This window comes from Pseudarthrobacter sp. PvP004 (genome assembly GCF_017876035.1).
Taxonomy (GTDB): domain Bacteria; phylum Actinomycetota; class Actinomycetes; order Actinomycetales; family Micrococcaceae; genus Arthrobacter; species Arthrobacter aurescens_A.
In genome coordinates this window covers 636,952-651,343 of sequence record NZ_JAGINL010000001.1, presented here as the reverse complement: position 1 = coordinate 651,343, position 14,392 = coordinate 636,952, and the positions used below count along the sequence as shown (strand labels likewise).

General features: G+C 64.1%; 13 protein-coding genes and 1 pseudogene. 4 read left to right on the top strand and 10 right to left on the bottom strand.

Features of this window, described 5'->3' with window-relative positions; all coding sequences use genetic code 11:
* The first annotated feature begins 6 nt into the window (after positions 1–6).
* Positions 7–771, top strand: coding sequence for an amino acid ABC transporter permease (locus J3A64_RS02995; protein WP_011775398.1), 765 nt, complete (start codon positions 7–9; stop codon positions 769–771).
* Positions 768–1,505, top strand: coding sequence for an amino acid ABC transporter ATP-binding protein (locus J3A64_RS02990; RefSeq protein ID WP_011775399.1), 738 nt, complete (start codon positions 768–770; stop codon positions 1,503–1,505). The genes J3A64_RS02995 and J3A64_RS02990 overlap by 4 nt, the downstream gene beginning before the upstream one ends.
* Before the next feature lie 95 nt (positions 1,506–1,600).
* On the opposite strand, the pseudogene J3A64_RS02985 reads toward J3A64_RS02990, so the two are convergent.
* Positions 1,601–2,590 (bottom strand): annotated as a pseudogene (locus J3A64_RS02985) (glycoside hydrolase family 3 N-terminal domain-containing protein); the annotation flags it as partial.
* Between the two features lie 49 nt (positions 2,591–2,639).
* On the opposite strand from J3A64_RS02985, the gene J3A64_RS24055 reads away from it, so the two are divergent.
* Positions 2,640–2,942 carry a hypothetical protein gene (locus tag J3A64_RS24055; protein ID WP_051024988.1) on the top strand — a complete coding sequence of 101 codons (303 nt, stop codon included), beginning with the start codon at positions 2,640–2,642 and terminating at the stop codon, positions 2,940–2,942.
* A gap of 56 nt (positions 2,943–2,998) precedes the next feature.
* Here J3A64_RS24055 and hemL read toward each other — a convergent pair whose 3' ends face one another.
* The 9 genes from hemL to hemE all read right to left on the bottom strand — a co-directional run bounded on the left by hemL (position 2,999) and on the right by hemE (position 12,864).
* A complete protein-coding gene (gene hemL / locus J3A64_RS02980; protein ID WP_011775401.1) occupies positions 2,999–4,318 on the bottom strand; it encodes a glutamate-1-semialdehyde 2,1-aminomutase in 1,320 nt (439 codons plus the stop codon).
* 43 nt (positions 4,319–4,361) lie between these two features.
* Positions 4,362–5,441 (bottom strand): LLM class flavin-dependent oxidoreductase, encoded by a 1,080-nt coding sequence (locus J3A64_RS02975; protein ID WP_210063603.1) that lies wholly within the window; start codon positions 5,439–5,441, stop codon positions 4,362–4,364.
* Entirely contained in the window at positions 5,441–6,421 is a 981-nt protein-coding gene (gene hemB / locus J3A64_RS02970) for a porphobilinogen synthase (RefSeq protein ID WP_011775403.1), read from the bottom strand. The genes J3A64_RS02975 and hemB overlap by 1 nt, the downstream gene beginning before the upstream one ends.
* Positions 6,418–7,296 carry a uroporphyrinogen-III synthase gene (locus J3A64_RS02965; RefSeq protein ID WP_210063602.1) on the bottom strand — a complete coding sequence of 293 codons (879 nt, stop codon included), beginning with the start codon at positions 7,294–7,296 and terminating at the stop codon, positions 6,418–6,420. Before J3A64_RS02965 ends, hemB begins: the two co-directional genes overlap by 4 nt.
* Complete coding sequence (hemC, locus tag J3A64_RS02960; RefSeq protein WP_210063601.1) at positions 7,283–8,281, bottom strand: hydroxymethylbilane synthase; 999 nt, start codon at positions 8,279–8,281, stop codon at positions 7,283–7,285. The genes J3A64_RS02965 and hemC overlap by 14 nt, the downstream gene beginning before the upstream one ends.
* Positions 8,278–9,501 carry a ferrochelatase gene (locus tag J3A64_RS02955; protein ID WP_210063600.1) on the bottom strand — a complete coding sequence of 408 codons (1,224 nt, stop codon included), beginning with the start codon at positions 9,499–9,501 and terminating at the stop codon, positions 8,278–8,280. The genes hemC and J3A64_RS02955 overlap by 4 nt, the downstream gene beginning before the upstream one ends.
* Positions 9,498–10,199 (bottom strand): hydrogen peroxide-dependent heme synthase, encoded by a 702-nt coding sequence (gene hemQ, locus J3A64_RS02950; RefSeq protein WP_011775406.1) that lies wholly within the window; start codon positions 10,197–10,199, stop codon positions 9,498–9,500. The genes J3A64_RS02955 and hemQ overlap by 4 nt, the downstream gene beginning before the upstream one ends.
* Before the next feature lie 71 nt (positions 10,200–10,270).
* Complete coding sequence (hemG, locus tag J3A64_RS02945) at positions 10,271–11,743, bottom strand: protoporphyrinogen oxidase (protein WP_210063599.1); 1,473 nt, start codon at positions 11,741–11,743, stop codon at positions 10,271–10,273.
* Between the two features lie 5 nt (positions 11,744–11,748).
* Positions 11,749–12,864, bottom strand: a complete 1,116-nt coding sequence (hemE, locus tag J3A64_RS02940) for a uroporphyrinogen decarboxylase (protein WP_011775408.1) — start codon at positions 12,862–12,864, stop codon at positions 11,749–11,751.
* 158 nt (positions 12,865–13,022) lie between these two features.
* On the opposite strand from hemE, the gene J3A64_RS02935 reads away from it, so the two are divergent.
* A complete protein-coding gene (locus J3A64_RS02935) occupies positions 13,023–14,345 on the top strand; it encodes a glutamyl-tRNA reductase (protein WP_210063598.1) in 1,323 nt (440 codons plus the stop codon).
* Positions 14,346–14,392: the final 47 nt, after the last annotated feature.

Sequence of the window (14,392 nt, the reverse complement as noted above, 5' to 3'; positions counted from 1 at the left end):
CGTTCCATGGATATCCTCAATCAACTAGCCGAGACCTTCTTTGACTGGGAGGCAATGGGCGAAGTCATCCCCAAGATGTTCGCCGTCGGCCTGCCCAACACCATCGTCCTGGCCGTCGTCTCGGGCATCATCGGGACCGCGCTCGGGATGCTGCTCGCCCTGATGGGGATTTCCCGGAACGCAGCAGCACGGTGGGTAGCCCGCATTTACACGGACATCCTCCGCGGGCTTCCCCCGGTGCTGACCATCCTGGTGATCGGATTCGGTTTCGGTCCTATCATTCGCGAGCTTACGGGTTCCACCAGCCCTTACCCCATGGCCATCGCGGCTCTGTCCTTGATGTCCGGCGCGTACATCGGCGAGATCTTCCGTTCCGGTATCCAGAGCGTGGATAAGGGCCAACTGGAAGCAACCCGAGCCTTGGGGTTCAGCTACGGCTCGTCCATGCGTCTGGTGGTGGTGCCCCAAGGCATCCGCCGCGTGCTTCCGGCTTTGGTCAACCAGTTCATCGCGTTGATCAAGGAATCGTCGCTGGTGTTCATGCTTGGCTTGCTGGCAACCGAGCGTGAAATCTTCCAGATCGGCAAGGACGCCGCTGCCAACAGCGGCAACCTGTCGCCGTACGTCGCCGCGGCCATCTTCTATCTGGCGCTGACCATCCCGCTCACGCACTTTGTGAACTGGATTGATGCACGCATGCGTGCCGGCCGCCCGGAGAAGAAGGAACCGGACGAGGCAGCAGCCGTCGTTGGAAAAGGAGCCCAAGCATGAGTGAATTCGCATCAGGCACATTGACGGCGAAGAACATCCACTTATCGTTCGGCAGCAATCACGTCTTGCGGGGCATCGACCTGCACGTCGAGAAGGGCACCACGGCATCCGTGATCGGCCCGTCCGGCTCGGGCAAGTCAACGCTGCTCCGCGTGATGAACCGACTCATCGAACCCGACCAGGGCGACATCCTGCTGGATGGAAGATCGGTGCTGAAGGACAACCCGGACGAACTGCGTCGCCGCATCGGCATGGTCTTCCAGCAGTTCAACTTGTTCCCGCACAAAACGGTGGCCGAGAACATCTCGCTGGCATTGCGCAAAATCCGCGGCATGTCCAAGGAGCAGGCGCGCGATGAGGCCCTGGCCCAGCTGGACCTGGTGGGTTTGAAGCACAAGGCGGACTCGCGTCCAGCCAACCTCTCAGGCGGACAGCAGCAGCGTGTGGCAATTGCCCGCGCGCTTGCCATGAAGCCCGAGGTGATGTTCTTTGACGAAGCTACCTCCGCGCTGGACCCGGAACTCGTCAAGGGCGTGCTTGCCCTCATGACGGACTTGGCCCAAGGAGGCATGACCATGGTGGTGGTAACCCACGAAATGGGATTCTCCCGGAATGTCTCGGACATCGTGACCTTCATGGACGCCGGCGTTGTGGTTGAATCCGGTCCTCCGGAGCAGCTGTTCACCGATCCCCGGACGGAACGCCTTCAAGGTTTCCTTTCGGACGTCCTCTAAGGACATCCTCTAAGCAGGACAAAGCACAGGTTACAAAGAACCCCGCCTTCCAAACGAAGGCGGGGTTCTTTGCTGTGCTCACTGCCTTGGAGCCGTTAGTGAGCGGCTTTGACCCGCAGCACTGTCAACGCTGCAGCATCCACCTTGGCCCGGAAAGCAGGATCTGACGTAGCCTTCTGCACCACCGCCCGGTGCATGGCCGGAATGCTCGTGGGATCGGCGCACACCAGCATGGTTCCGCCTGCACCGAAGAAGTTCAGGGCGCGCTCGGCATCGGACCATGCTTCCAGCTGCGCGGCACTGCAGAGATCGTCTGAAAGAACGATCCCCGTGAAGCCGGCGTCAGCACGGAGCATGGTTTCCATCACGGTGGGTGAGAACGGTGCGATGTTGGCGGCGTCAATCTTGTCGTAGTAAGCATTGGACACCATGACCCACTGGGTGCCTGATTTGATGGCCGCGTGGAACGGCTCCAGCGCAGGATCGTTCCGGGTGGTAGCCGTGTCACGGACATCGCTGCTGACATCGGTGTTGGGAACCACCCGGCCAAGGCCCGGGAAGTGTTTGACCACGGGAGCGACGCCCGCGTCCTTCATGCCATCGGCAAAGGCGTTGCCCAGGAGCGAGACGCTGGCAGGGTCATAGCCGTACTCCCGCTGAAAATGGCCGATGGGGGCATTTGACGGGGAAAACTCCGGGCTGGTCACTGTATCAAGGACCGGCGCGAGATTCACATTGACGCCTACGCTACGAAGTTCCTTCCCCCACGTTGCAGCATCCGTGCGGAGCTTGGCCGCCCCGGAGGACGCCTGGAGCACAGCGGTCGGAATAGTGGAGAACCCGGGGCCGGACAGAACCTGCACGTATCCTCCTTCTTGGTCCGTCGCCACAAATAGGGGTACCCCACCTGTTGTGGCAGCCGAGACTGTACCGGTCAACGACGACACGACAGCTGTAGTCGGGGCAGTTCCAGCCTTGCTGCGTCCGCTGAGGTAAACGTTGCCGGCGTGATACTTCGTCAGTGCTTCCATGGTGCCCGGTTCCGCGCCGCTGGCCTTGGCCGCCACCATAAACAGTTGTCCTACCCGCTGCTCAAGGCTGAGCGCTGCGAGTTGCTGCTCCGCAGGTGACGGTGTGCTCGGCGCCGGGGCCGGTGCGGCGGAAGGAGGCGGGGAAGGAACGGCAGACGGCGTGGTTGTCGCCGGCGGGGATGTAGGTGCCGGCGTGGCTGTCGGCGAAGAAGGAGATACAGAAGGCGTCCCCTCCGCCGAGGCCTGGCCGGAGTTGGATGGGCCACTGGAACATCCCGAGGCCGTCACCAGAAGTACTCCGGCGGTGGCAATGCTGACACTCAAAGAAGCAATGGACGGGAACTTGCGCATGGTAAACCGTGAATTCGTTGGGGGTGGGGTTTCCACCTACGAGCCTACCCCGTGACAAGCAACGATGCCCCGGACAACTGCTTCAAGCAGGCGCCGGGGCATCACCAAAAACTAGGCCGATGCGCCCGCTGCGGCCTTCGCTGCTGCAGGGAGGGCATCGACGATCCTGTTCATCGCTGCGTCGTCATGGGCAGCGGAAAGGAACCAGGCTTCGAAGACCGATGGCGGAAGGTAGACGCCGGAGTCCAGCATGGAGTGGAAGAACGGGGCGTATCGGAAGCTTTCCTGCCGCTGCGCGTCGTCGTAGTTGTGCACGCCGTGGGCAGAGGTACCAAACGCGACGGAGAACAGGTTGCCTGCCCGCTGGATGGAGTGGTCCACACCCGCGGCATCAAGGGCAGAGGAGAGCGCGGCGGAGAGTTCCAGGGATCGGGCATCAACGTAGGCGTAGACCTCAGGAGTTGCGTTCGTCAGCGTTGCGACACCCGCTGCCATGGCCACGGGGTTTCCGGACAGCGTCCCGGCCTGGTAAACCGGGCCGACGGGAGCAAGGTAGTCCATGACGTCGGCACGGCCGCCGAGTGCCGCCGTCGGCATTCCGCCGCCGATGACCTTGCCGAACGTGAGCAGGTCCGGAGCCCAGCCTTCCTGGCGGCCGGTCAGTCCCCAGTAGCCGGCGTAGCCGGTGCGGAAGCCGGTGAGGACTTCGTCGAGGATGAGGAGCGCACCGTGTTCCTTGGTGATGCGGGACAGCCCCGCGTTGAAGCCCTCACCCGGGGTAACGACGCCCATGTTGGCCGGAGCTGCTTCGGTGATAACGGCAGCAATGTTCTTGCCGTGCGCAGCGAATGCAGCCTCGACGGCAGCGAGATCGTTATAGGGCAGGACCAGTGTCTCAGCGGCAGTGGCCTCGGTGACGCCGGCAGAGCCGGGCAGTGCCAACGTGGCGACGCCGGATCCTGCGGCTGCCAGCAATCCGTCAAGGTGCCCGTGGTAGCAGCCGGCGAACTTGATGATCAGGTTGCGGCCGGTGAAACCACGGGCCAGGCGGACGGCAGTCATGGTGGCTTCGGTTCCCGTGGACACCATCCGCAAGCGTTCGACGGCGGACACCCGGTCCTTGACGATCGCAGCCAAGTTGGCTTCATCCGGGGTGGAAGCTCCGAAGGACAAGCCACGGTCCACAGCTGCGTGAACGGCGTCGAGCACGGCGGGGTGGGCGTGGCCCAACAGCGCCGGCCCCCAGGAGCAGACGAGGTCTACGTATTCCTTACCGTCGGCGTCCGTCAGGTAGGCACCCTTGGCGGACACCATGAACTTCGGAGTACCGCCCACTGACCCGAAGGCCCGAACCGGCGAGTTGACGCCGCCGGGCATCAGGGACCGGGCGCGGTCGAACAGCTGGTCGGACACAGGGGTGTTTGACGTCATGGTTCCTATTCTTTCAGTGATTTAAGCTTGGCCGGGCGCAGTCTTATGAGGCGTCGGCCAGCAGCTCAGCAACCCGGGGGGCCACCTCGCTGCCGTAGAGCTCGATGCAGCGCATCATGGATTGATGCGGCAATGTTCCATTGCTGTATTTGAGGTCGAAGCGGTCCACACCAAGGTTCCGCTTGAGCAAGGCGATTTTCCGGGCAACGGTCTCCGGGGAGCCAACGTAGAGCGCACCTTCAGGGCCGCACATGGCATCGAACTCTCCGCGATTCCCTGGACCCCAGCCGCGCTCAGAACCTATCCGGTTGCGCTGCTCCAGCCAATGCGGGAAGAGTTCCTCGCGGGCGGCCTTGTCCGTGTCAGCAATGAACCCCGGTGAGTGCGTTGCGATCTGCCGCATCGGATGGCCGTACTTGGCCATCGCATCACGGTACAGCTTGACCAGCGGCGCGAAGCGGCGGGGTTCTCCCCCAATAATGGCGAAGATGATGGGGTAGCCATATTCGGCGCAGCGCAGCACGGACTCGGGTGTACCGCCTACACCGATCCAAGCCGGCAGCAAGTGGTGCTGCAGTTTGGGGTATACCTGCAGCCCGTTGACGTTGGGACGCGTGCGGCCTTCCCAATGAACCGGTTTCTGCGAGCGAACTTTATCGAACAGTTCCAGTTTTTCCTCGAACAGGACTTCGTAGTCCGCCAGGTCCAAACCAAACAGAGGAAACGACTCCACGAACGAACCCCTGCCGAGCATTACCTCCGCCCTGCCGTTGGACAACGCATCCACGGTGGCGAAGCGCTGGAAAACCCGGATGGGGTCATCGGAGCTGAGCACGGTAACGGCCGAGCCAAGGCGAATCCGTGAGGTAACCGCGGCCGCCGCTGCAAGGAAGACTTCAGGTGCGGACACCGCGAAATCGCGCCGGTGGTGCTCCCCCACCCCAAAGGCATGAAGTCCGACGGCGTCAGCCAGCTTCGCTTCCTGGAGCAGCTCGCGCAGCACGCGCGCATGTTCCTTCGGGTTTCCATCGGCGTCCACCCCGGCGTCGCCGAAAGTGTTCAGGCCGAGCAGGATCTCATGGGCCGCCACCGGCGCTGTGGGATCGGCAGGAACAGCGGTCATCAGGACTCCTTCAGCCAGCCTGCGAGTTCGGAGGCCCAGTAGGTCAGGACGGTGTCCGCTCCGGCACGCTTGATGCCGAGGACGGATTCGGTGATGGCACCCCGCCTGTCGATCCAGCCATTGGCGGCGGCCGCTTCGATCATGGCGTACTCGCCCGAGATTTGGTAGGCCGACACCGGCACCGGGCTCATGGCTGCGACGTCGGCCAGGATGTCCAAGTAGCTCATGGCAGGCTTGACCATGACCATGTCAGCGCCTTCTTCGAGGTCCAGTTCAACTTCCAGGATGGCTTCCCGACGGTTTGCCGCGTCCATCTGGTAGGTCCGGCGATCACCCTTGAGCTGGGAATCCACGGCCTCACGGAACGGGCCATAGAATGCTGACGCGTACTTGGCTGCATAGGCAAGAACTGCTGTGTTCTTGTGCCCGGACTCCTCCAGCGCTTGACGGATGACTGCGATCTGTCCGTCCATCATTCCCGAGGGCCCCAGCACGTGAGCTCCGGCGTCCGCTTGGGCAACAGCCATCCGGCCGTAGATCTCCAGCGTGGCGTCGTTGTCTACGTAGCCTTCGGAATCGAGGACGCCGCAGTGGCCGTGGTCCGTGAACTCATCGAGGCAAACGTCGCCCATAATCACCAGGTCATCGCCGACCTCGGCTTTGACGTCGCGGATGGCCTTGTTCAGGACGCCATCCGGGTCCAATGAAGCGGTGCCTTGCGCGTCGCGCACGGCGGGCACACCGAACAGCATGATGCCGCCCACGCCCAACTCCACTGCTTCTGCGGCCGCCCGTTTCAGGGACTCGGTGGTGTGCTGGACGACTCCCGGCATGGAGCTGATGGGGCTCGGCTCTGTGAGGCCCTCCCTTATGAAGGCCGGGAGGATCAGGTCCGCGGGCGCCAGGCGGTTTTCGGCGGTGAGCCTGCGCATTGCGGGAGTGGTGCGCAAGCGGCGGGGACGATGGTTCGGAAAGCTCATTGCGGGTTCCCTTCGTTGGCGAAAACAGATTCCAAGGCGGCCACAATGCCGTCCGGGGTTGGTTCTTTGGCGGTGGCTGCCACGGTGAGGCCGATCCGGGAGGCCTCTGCCGCCGTCGGACGCCCGATGGCGATGAAGCGGCAGGTGCCCAAAGCAGGAAATATGTGGGCGATGCGACGCGCAGCGCTGGGTGAAGCAGCCACCACGGCGTCCAGGCTCCCGGCGTCCATTGCGGTCCGTGCCTCGTCCGGGCTGAGAGTCGGCGGCATGTCGCCCCGGGAAACTACGACGTCGGACGGAAGCTCCGCTGTTAGGCGGAGTTCCGGACGGGCTGGGTAACCGACTGTGTTGTAGGCGACAACGAAGGTCACGTCCGCGCCTCTGGCGGTCAAGCCTTCCCGCAGGCCGGGCGACGCGATATCTGCTTGTGGCAGGAAAACCCGTCCACCGGATGACTCCCACACAGCAAGCAGACCTTCGGCCGATTGGACATCGGTAGGCGACAAAGCAACGGTGAGACCAACGGATTCAAGGACCTGCCGGGACGAGGGTCCAATGGTGGCCACCTTTGTTCCCGATGGCACGAAGTCCGCAAGATCGACGCCGCGCTGCGCAGCTTTGTCCAGGAGAACCCGGACAGTGGTGATGCTGCTGATCACCAGCCAATCGAAATTGCCTGCCACCAAACGGTCCAAGGCTGAATCAAGGGGAGCCTGGTCTCCGGCCCGCTCGAAATCAATGAGCGGCAACACCAGTGGCTCGGCCCCAAAGCTACTGAGGAGCGATGCCAAGGGGCGCGCGCGGTCGGCGCTCCTGGTGATCAGGACGCGCCGACCGGTCAGCCCGTTCGATTCATGCGGCTCAGGACGCGGCAAGGTCCGCGATCTCCGCGGCGCCGGCGGCGAGCAACAGCTCAGCCACTTCGATGCCGAGCAACGTAGCGCCAACCTCCGTGAGGCCGTCGGTGGCCTTCTTCTCGCGGACAGTCTTGGTGCCATCCACTGCGCAGACCACTGCCTCAAGGTGCAGCATGCTGCCCTTACGGAAGGCGTAGGCACCAACGGGGGCCGCGCAACCGGCTTCGAGCCTGGCCAGAACAGCGCGCTCGGCCGTTACGGCGAGGCGGGTGTCGTGGTCGTTCAGTGCCGCAAGGGCCTGTGCCAGCACCCCGTCGGCCCCTTCGGCGGAACCTGCCACGCTGGGGGCGTCTTCAGTGCGGCACTCGATGGCCAATGCTCCCTGCCCGGGGGCGGGAAGCATGACGTCGGATTCGAAGAACTCGCTGACGGTGTCCAACCGGTCCATTCGTTCCAAGCCCGCCGCGGCCAGCACCACGGCGTCAAGGTCGCAGGACTTGCCTTGAACAACCTCATCGGTGGTGTTACCCGGGAGGCCGGGGACGCGTCCAAGGCGTGTGTCCACGTTTCCGCGGATATCGAGTACTTCGATGTCCGGACGTGCAGCCCGAAGCTGCGCGGCACGCCGAGGCGAGCCTGTGCCTACTTTGGCGCCGCCCGGCAGCTGGGCGAGTGTCATACCGTCACGGGCACAGAGCACGTCACGGACATCCACCCGCTTGGGGGTTGCCGCGATGCCCAGGCCAAGTGCGGCACCCGTGGGCAGGTCCTTCAGCGAGTGCACGGCGACATCGCAGGCGTCAGCCAGCAGGGCATCCCGCAGTGCAGCGACGAACACTCCGGTGCCACCCATCTGGGACAGGGATCCGGTTTTCACATCGCCCTCGGTCTTGATGTGCACCAGCTCCACCGGGAAGCCGCCCACGGCAGCCAACTGGTCCGCAGTCTGTTGCGTTTGCGTCAGGGCAAGCTTGCTAGCCCTGGTTCCGATGCGGACTGTCACTTGGCAGCCTCCGAAGCGGGGTAGGCGTCATGGCCGGTCCCGATGCTGGTGCCAACTTCGGCGATGACGGGCTTTGCTCCGCGGAAGTTCTCGCAGCAGTTGGGACGGCAGACGTCGTACCACGGGCCAAGGTCCGTGACGTTGGGACGCTCGGCAATGTTGTTCTCCACCGTGCGTTCGCAGATCAGGTCCACCAGGCCGGACACGAAAGCCGCATGCGTGCCCGGCGTGGGAACGCGGGTGGCCTCGATGCTCAGGTTCTTGCACGTTTCCAAGGCCTCGGTGTCGAGGTCCCAGGCAACTTCCATGTGGTCGCTGACAAAGCCGAGGGGAACGATGACCACGCCGCGCACGCCTTCGGGGGCGATTTCCTCGAGGTGGTCGTTGATGTCAGGTTCAAGCCAAGGGATGTGCGGGGCACCGGAGCGTGACTGGTACACGAGGTCCCAGGCAACGTTCGGTGCCACAGCGTCCATGATGGCCTGGGCGTTGGCAAGGTGCTGGGCTGCGTAGGCGGACCCTTCAGCAAATTCGCGAGGCTCGTCCTGGGACCTGCCTGCGGCTTCAGCATCCCGGGTGGGGATGGAGTGGGTGGCGAACAGAACCCGAATCTTCGAATCCGGGTCAGCTTCGCCGGCAGCGGCCAGCTTGCCGCGAATCTCTTCCAATCCGGCGGCGGTTCCTTCCAGGAAGGGCTGGACTACGCCGGGGTGGTCGAAGTACTGGCGGATCTTGTCCACCTCAAGCTTGCCGTCCAAACCGGTTTCGGTCAGCGCAATGCCGATGTCTTCGCGGTATTGGCGGCAGCTGGAGTAACAGGAGTAGATGCTGGTGGTGAGCATCAGGATCCGGCGGTGTCCGGCGTCGTATGCGTCCTGCAGGACCGGCGCGATGTAGGGATCCCAGTTCCGGTTTCCCCAGAGGACCGGCAGTTCGATGCCACGCCGCGCCAGTTCAGCCTCGATCGCTGCCTTCAGCTCGCGGTTCTGCTGATTGATGGGGCTGATACCGCCGAAAGCGCGATAGTGGTGCGAGACCTCTTCGAGCCGCTCGTCCGGGATGCCGCGGCCACGGGTGACGTTGCGCAGGAAGGGAATGACGTCGTCCTGGCCTTCAGGACCGCCGAAGGATGCGAGCAGTACGGCGTCGTACTGTTTGGCTTCCTGGCGTCCACGCTCAGTGATGGCGTTCGCTTCAGTGGTGATAACAAGCTCGGTCATGCCAGGACCTCGGCAATCTCGGCAGCCGTGACGCGGCGGCCGGTGTAGAAGGGAATCTCTTCGCGGACGTGGTGGCGCGCTTCGGTGGACCGCAGGTGGCGCATCAGGTCCACGAGGTCCACCAGTTCAGGTGCTTCGAGGCCGAGGATCCATTCCCAGTCGCCCAGGGCAAACGAGGACACGGTGTTGGAGATGACCTGCGGGAATTCGCGTCCAAGCAGGCCGTGGTCGCGGAGCATCTTGCCGCGCTCATCCGTGGGAAGCAGATACCACTCGTAGGAGCGCACAAACGGGTAGACGCAGAGCCAAGTGCTGGGCTCTACGCCCCGCGCGTAGGCGGGCACGTGGCTCTTGGAGAACTCGGCTTCACGGTGCACGCCCATGGCGGACCAAACGATTTCGGTTCCCGCAAAGAGCTTGCTGCGGCGGATGGAGCGGACAGCGGACTGCAGGTCCTCCGGCTTGGGCCCGTGGAGCCACACCATGATGTCTGCGTCCGAGCGCATGGCCGAGACGTCATAGCTGCCCCGAAGGATCACGCCGCCTTCCGCGAGCTTCTCGGCAAGGGCTTCGAATTCCTGTGCAGCATCGCCGCTGCGCAGGACGTCGGCCGAGCGCTTGAAGACCGTCCACAGTGTGTAGAACTGTTCTTCGGTTTCAGCAGTTTTAGTGACAGATTCGGCAGAAGTGTGGCTCATGGTTCAAGTTTGCCCCGTGCCAGCCGCTAAGTCGAACGGATCAGTTCTACAAGACGTAGAAGTGATGCAAATCACTCAATGGATGGTCCGTTGGCGCTTACCGCGGCAAGTTGCGCCCGCGTATCAGCTACTACTGCGGCAAGGCCGTTTCCGGCCAACCAGCCGCCCACCATGGTCAGACCGTCCGCAGCGGCGCACACCTTGCGCACTTGCGCCACACGCTGTTTATGACCGACGGCGGCGAACGGCAATGCGCCCGCCCACCGCACCACATCCCAGTCCACGATGTCCGACCGGGATACCCGAACGGTCAACAGCGCGGAAGCGTCTTCCAGGGCGGCGGCCAGGAGAGACTCATCATCCAGTACGAGGTCCGCTCCACCACCCGCCTCTTCGCGCCGACCATAGGAAAGGCGCAGGACATGCGTTCCGGGACCAGCCTCGTCAGCCAACCAATCCCACTTTGCCGTTGCATGCGTCAAGGCTTTGGCCTTGATCCCAGGGGTCTCAGGAGCCACCAGGATCCCTGTCCCACGCGGCCTGCCGTCAAGCTGCGGCAAATCCACAACCATCGTCACCAGGCTCACCAGCGGTCCGGGGGCGGGACGCAGGCTGGACAACTCAGGTAACGACTTCTCCAGCAGCCCAACGGCGGCTGGGCCGTCAAGCGCAACCACCAGCCGGTCGGCGTCGTACGTGTCGTTTCCGGCGGTGACCCGCCAACCGTCTTCCGTCTTGACGACGTCCTCGGCACGCTTGCCGGTCAGCAATGACACCCCGCGCTCCCGCAAGTCCGATACCAGCGCGACCACCAGGGTATTCATCCCACCCTTCAAGCCCGCGACGGCGGAACCCGCCTTCGCCGGGCCGGACGCCGTAGATGCGGTAGCCGTTCTGCGTTGAGCCGCAACAGCGGCAGCGAGGGATCCATGGGCGCGGAGCCCCGCGCGCAGCCCCGGGGCGACCATGTCCACGTCCAAAAGGGCAGGGTCGGCAGAGTGAACGCCACCCACCACCGGAGAAACAAGCCGTTCAAGAACTCTTTTGCCCATCCGGGTTCGGACCAAAGAGGAAACGCTGGTGACGTCCGAGGACGTTCCCACAGAGGCCGGGAGCCAACGGTCCAAGGATGCCCTCATTGCTCCCGCGAGCCCCAAGGATCGCCGAACTTCAGGGTCCCAGGGGTTCGCAGGAATCCCGAGCACCCCCGTTCTGGGGAGCTCCTGCGGGCCGTTGGGAAGCTGTACCCAGGCGCCACCCGGATGCGGGGCGACGATGCGGTCCGCCAGTCCAAGCTCACGCGCGAGGTCGGCTACAGCTGTGGACCGGGTGGCGAACGACTCCGCCCCGCTGTCCAGCTGCAGCCCGGCAACAACATGGCTTCCCACGCAGCCGCCCCAAGCGTTGCTTGCTTCGAGGACAGTGACCGCCCAACCGTCCGCCGCCAGTTCACGTGAGGCGATCAGGCCCGAGATGCCTCCGCCAACCACCACGGCTGTTGGCCGTGCATCATGTGCCCCGGGCTTTGCGTGCCCCCTGCGCATGAGTCCTACTCCGCGGGGATGGAGTGAATGAGCTCCACGACGCGGGTCAGGACTGTGGGGTCTGTTTCGGGGGGAACCCCGTGGCCGAGGTTCAGTACGTGGCCCGGGGCGTGGGAACCAGCGGCGATGACTTCGCGGACGTGGGCTTCAAGGACTTCCCACGGGGCAGACAGAAGAGCGGGGTCGATGTTGCCCTGGAGCGGAACAGTGCCACCGAGCCGACGGTTGGCCTCGTCCAAGGGCAGCCGGTAGTCCACGCCCACGACGTCCACTCCGACGTCGCGCATGGCAACCAGCAGTTCGGAGGTGCCGGTGCCGAAGTGGATCAACGGCGCCCCGAGTCCACGTACGTGGTCAAGCGCGCGGGTAGATGCCGGCGCCACGTATTTGGTGTAGTCGGCCAAGCCCAGCGATCCTGCCCACGAGTCAAAGAGCTGCGCGGCCGACGCGCCTGCCTCAAGCTGGGCCTGGAGGAACATTCCGGAGGTATCGGCAGCCCAGTTGGCCAGCGCGGCCCAGGTCTCGGGATCCGCGTGCATCATGGTCCGCGGGCCAAGGTGGTCACGCGAAGGCTTCCCTTCCACCATGTAAGCCGCAAGGGTGAACGGCGCGCCGGCAAAGCCGATCAGCGGCGTCTTACCCAGTTCGGCAACCGTCAGGCGGACAGCTTCCCGGATGGGCTCCAGGGCTTCCCACGTCAGCGTGGGAAGGGCGGCAACATCAGCTGCTGTCCGGACCGGCTTGTCCAAAACGGGTCCCACGCCGGGGACGATGTCCACGCCGACACCCGCGAGCTTCAAAGGAATGACGATGTCGGAGAAGAAGATGGCGGCGTCAACATCGTGGCGTCGAACGGGTTGAAGGGTAATCTCGGCAGCGAGCTCCGGGCGAAGGCAGGAGTCCAGCATGGCAACGCCCTCGCGCACCTTCAGGTATTCAGGCAGGGAACGGCCGGCCTGGCGCATGAACCAGACGGGCCTGCGGGACGGCGTGCCACCGCGGTAGGCCGTGATCAGCGGCGAGTCCGAGGTGCGACCGTCCTTCAGCGGGTGGTTGTCGCCGAGGGTTCCCGCCGGGGCGTTGGAGGCCGTACTGTTGGATGCTGCCGCGCTAGAAGTCATGCCTTCGATTGTGCCGAAAATCCGGGGCAAAAGATAACGACAAGCTGTCACGTCGCGCCCCGCCCGGGCCGTTGTGGCCGGGATCACTCACTTGCGTGTGGATCACCACGGCGCCACATTGTTCTACCGGGCTACGAAAAAGCTATGATTGGGGTGCTGTGGTTCTTTTCTCATTGGTGGCTACACACGCCGACATCGACCTCGAAACTGTCGCTCAGTTGAGCAACGGTTCCTCTGAGCTTGCCTCGGCAGCCCTGACAGACTCCTCAGTAGTCTCCGGTGCAGTGGTCCTGGCCACCTGCAACCGCTACGAGGTTTACGGCGAAACTGCCAACGGGGCTGACCTTGAGGCGGCCCGTTCCGCCCTTGTTTCGCAGATCAGCGAACTCAGCGGCCTCAACGAGCAACTCGTCTCCCGCTCCTTTGCTACCCACACGGGCCCGGATGTCACCCGGCACCTCTTCGCAGTCAGCGCCGGGCTGGACTCGGCCGTGGTGGGTGAGCGTGAAATCGCCGGCCAGGTTCGTCGGGCCCTGATCACCGCCCAGCAGGAAGGCACAGCCAGCTCCGGCCTGGTGCGTCTCTTCCAGGCAGCGTCCAAGACCGCCAAGGATGTAGGCGCGCAGACCGCACTCGGCTCGCGCGGGCTTTCCATTGTTTCCGTAGCACTGGACCTCGCCACCGATCTCGCCGAGAACGACGATTGGACCACCAAGAAAGTTGTGGTCTTCGGAACCGGGGCCTATGCCGGCGCTACCATGTCACTTCTCCGTGAGCGCGGCTGCACCGATATTTCCGTTTACTCTTCATCCGGACGCGCCGAAGGCTTCGTAGCCACCCGCGGCGGTACGGCGCTCGACGCCGACACTCTTCCCGCTGCTGTTGCCGCGGCTGACGTCATGATCGGATGCAGCGGATCCGACAACCGGGTTGAGGCCGCAGACCTTGCCCGCGTCCGGGCAAATTCGGGCAAACCGTTGATCGCGATCGACCTCGCCCTCACCCATGACTTCGACCCCGCCGTGGGAGAACTCGACGGCGTTGAACTTCTGACGCTTGAATCCGTACGGCTCGCCGCTCCCCAGGAACAGGCAGAGTCACTCTCGCAGGCCAGCGCAATCGTCAACGGCGCTGCCACGTCATTCGAGACCGAACGCGAAGCCCGTTCCGTGGACACCGCCATCGTGGCGCTCCGCCGTCACACCATGAACGTCCTGGACGCGGAAATGGAAAAAGTCCGCGCCCGCCACGGTTGTACCGCTGCCGCCGAAGAGGTGGAGTTCGCCCTGCGCCGGATGGTCAAGCAGCTCCTGCACATCCCGACGGTCCGGGCCCGCGAACTCGCAGCCAACGGCCAGCAGGATGACTACGTTGCAGCGCTCGAGGCCCTCTACGGCATCCAGGTGGAACAGCCCCAGGCTGCAGCCCCCGCCTCGGAGTGCCCGGTGGATCACGAGCAACTGCGCTCCGAAAGCGCCTAACTGTTTTCGAGGCCGCCCCTCCCTGGAAGGCTGGGCGGCCCGACCCC

Bases quoted from the DNA above. Each gene is read 5' to 3' on its own strand.
- hemE (WP_011775408.1), bottom strand. From the start codon at position 12,864: ATGACTTCTAGCGCGGCAGCATCCAACAGTACGGCCTCCAACGCCCCG.
- hemB (WP_011775403.1), bottom strand. From the start codon at position 6,421: ATGAGCTTTCCGAACCATCGTCCCCGCCGCTTGCGCACCACTCCCGCA.
- J3A64_RS02990 (WP_011775399.1), top strand. From the start codon at position 768: ATGAGTGAATTCGCATCAGGCACATTGACGGCGAAGAACATCCACTTA.
- J3A64_RS02975 (WP_210063603.1), bottom strand. From the start codon at position 5,441: ATGACCGCTGTTCCTGCCGATCCCACAGCGCCGGTGGCGGCCCATGAG.
- hemQ (WP_011775406.1), bottom strand. From the start codon at position 10,199: ATGAGCCACACTTCTGCCGAATCTGTCACTAAAACTGCTGAAACCGAA.
- hemL (WP_011775401.1), bottom strand. From the start codon at position 4,318: ATGACGTCAAACACCCCTGTGTCCGACCAGCTGTTCGACCGCGCCCGG.
- J3A64_RS02995 (WP_011775398.1), top strand. From the start codon at position 7: ATGGATATCCTCAATCAACTAGCCGAGACCTTCTTTGACTGGGAGGCA.
- J3A64_RS02955 (WP_210063600.1), bottom strand. From the start codon at position 9,501: ATGACCGAGCTTGTTATCACCACTGAAGCGAACGCCATCACTGAGCGT.
- hemG (WP_210063599.1), bottom strand. From the start codon at position 11,743: ATGCGCAGGGGGCACGCAAAGCCCGGGGCACATGATGCACGGCCAACA.